At 62.5% G+C, this 2,502-nt stretch carries 2 protein-coding genes and 1 pseudogene; all 3 read left to right on the forward strand.

What is annotated here, in order from left to right; translation table 11 throughout:
* Window positions 1-20: 20 nt before the first annotated feature.
* Window positions 21-688: pseudogene (locus tag NZN28_RS14290) on the forward strand (chlorite dismutase family protein).
* An 18-nt stretch (window positions 689-706) separates the two neighbouring features.
* The gene (hemH, locus tag NZN28_RS14295; protein ID WP_295399287.1) at window positions 707-1,672 is read left to right on the forward strand and encodes a ferrochelatase; all 966 of its coding nucleotides are present in this window, start codon (window positions 707-709) and stop codon (window positions 1,670-1,672) included.
* Window positions 1,672-2,502, forward strand: an 831-nt coding sequence (gene hemG / locus NZN28_RS14300; protein WP_295399289.1) for a protoporphyrinogen oxidase, incomplete at its 3' end; no start/stop codon positions are given. The genes hemH and hemG, both read left to right, overlap by 1 nt.

Below are 2,502 nucleotides of genomic sequence, written 5' to 3' on the forward strand. Positions count from 1 at the left end.
ACCGGGCCAAGCGGCAGTTCATGAACTACGCTTTCTTCAAGCTAGACCCGGCCTTTCGCCGGCAGAGCCGAGAGTTTGTTGAGGCGGCCAAGGCTGAATTTGCCGAGGTTTGCGAGCGCTGGGCAGGGCGCGGAGAGGGCTTTATCCTGCGGACCTACAGCCTGGTGGGGTTGCGGGCCGATGTGGACTTCATGCTCTGGCGTATCAGCTTCCATGTGCCCGATTTTCAGGCCATGCAGCGTGAGCTGAACCGCACCGCCCTGGCCGGCTACCTGAACCAGCCCTACTCATTCCTTTCCATGCAGAAGCGCTCCATCTACGTGGACCGCTTCAACCCCGAGGGGGAAGGGGTGCAGCTTTTGCCAGGACAGGGTCAGTACCTGTTCGTCTACCCCTTCATCAAGACCCGGCCTTGTACGACCTCTCCCCGCAGGCCCGGCAGGGCATGATGGACGAACACATCTATGTTTCGGCCCCCTTTACCGGTGTGACCCTTAACACCTCGTATTCGTACGGCATCGACGACCAGGAGTTTGTGGTGGCCTTCGACTCCAACTACCCCCAGGAGTTTTTGGATCTGGTTCAACGCCTGCGTTTCACCGAGGCCAGCCAGTACACCCTACGCGATACCCCGATGTTTACCTGTGTCAAAAAAGACATCCGCGAGGTGCTGACGGATCTGGCCTAAGGCCCCTTGAGGTTTGCGATGAATGTACTGTTGATGGCCTACGGCACCCCCTACCGACGTGAGGAAATCGAGCCCTACTACACCGACATCCGCCGGGGGCGGCCCCCCAGCCCGGAGCTTTTGGCCGAGCTCGAGGAGCGCTACCATTTGATCGGGCGCAGCCCCTTAAGCGAAATCACCTACGCGCAGGCTATTCGCCTCGAGGCCGCCCTGAACGCCAGCCTGCCGCTTTACCCCACCCCCTTGACTGCTTCTCCCGGTCCCCGGGTACGAGGCCCTGCCCGCGTCTACCACGGCACCAAGCACTGGCACCCTTTCATTGCCGAGGCGGTGCGGGCCATGGCCGAAGATGGGGTCAAGCAGGCCGTAGGCATTGTGGCAGCCCCCCACTTCTCGGCTCGCAGCATCGCCGAGTACCGCCAAAAGGTGGAAGAAACCCTGGAAGAGCTGGGCCATCCCCTGGCGTTTCGCTTGGTCGAAGAGTATTACGACCACCCCGGCTATATCCAGGCCCTGGCCAACCGCGTATTGGAACAGCTCTGGCGGTTGCGGGAGCCAGGGCAGGCGCTCTTTTTGTTTACGGCTCACTCCATCCCGGAAAAAGCTGCCCAGGACGGACGCTATCAGACCCAGGTGCGTACCACCGCCGAGCTGGTGGCGCGGGAACTGGGCCTGGCGCACTGGGACACCGCCTGGCAGTCGGCGGGTCGCACCCCGGAGCCCTGGATTGGGCCCGATGTAAACGAAAGGCTGGAGGAGGCCAGCCAAGCAGGCTTTGCCGAAGTGGTGGTGACCGCAGTGGGTTTTCCTTCGGATCACCTCGAGGTCTTCTACGATCTCGACTACGAGGCGCAAAACACCGCGGCCCGGCTTGGGTTGCGCCTGCTGCGTACCCGCAGCCTGAATGCCGACCCCGACTATATCGAGGTGTTGCGTGACCTGGTGCTGCGGGAGTGGGCAGGCTTTGCCCAGAAAGGGGACTAGTGGCGCACCTGGTGGTAATTGGAGGGGGAGCCGCAGGCCTTTCTGCAGCCTATCACGCCCGGCAGGCGGCGCCCGACCTGCAAATTACGCTGCTCGAGGCTGAAAATCGCCTGGGGGGCAAAATCCTTACCGTAGCCGAGCAGGGCTTCGTACTGGAGGGCGGCCCCGACGCGGTGGTGCGCTATAAGCCTTGGGCTCTGGAATTGATGTGCGAGCTGGGTTTGGAGGCCGAAATAGTGAGCACCACACCTGCCAGACCTGCAGCACTCATCCACAGTGGCGGGCGAGCGCTGCCGATTCCCGCTGGCTTGCAAATGGTGGTGCCGGGCGATCTGCGGGCGTTGGCACAAAGCCCCCTGCTGAGTCCCCTGGGCAAGGCTCGAGCCCTCCTCGACTTGTTCATTCCCAAAAGACCTCAGGGCGATGAGGCTTTTGGTGCTTTCATCGAGCGCAGGCTGGGGCGGCAGGTCTGGGAACGGCTGGTAGCCCCACTCACGGGCGGCATTTACGGGGGTGACCCCTACGAACTCTCGACCCAGGCAGCTTTCCCGCAACTTGTGGCCCTTGAGCAGCAGCACGGAAGTCTGATCCGGGGGGCCATCGCCCAGCGCAAGGCTCGGGGTAACCGCGAAGCCGGACAGTTGTTCGCCTCGCTTGAGGGGGGCTTGGGCCGCCTGGTACAGGCCTTGGAGGCCCGCCTAATTGCAGTAGACATCCGTCTGGGCACTCAGGTGAGGGGAATCGAGCGCTCTAAAGGCTGGCTGATTCATACCTCTGCAGAGTGGATACAGGCCGATGCCATCGTACTGGCCACCCCCGCGGGGGTTTCG

Source organism: Meiothermus sp. (assembly GCF_025056915.1).
GTDB lineage: Bacteria > Deinococcota > Deinococci > Deinococcales > Thermaceae > Meiothermus.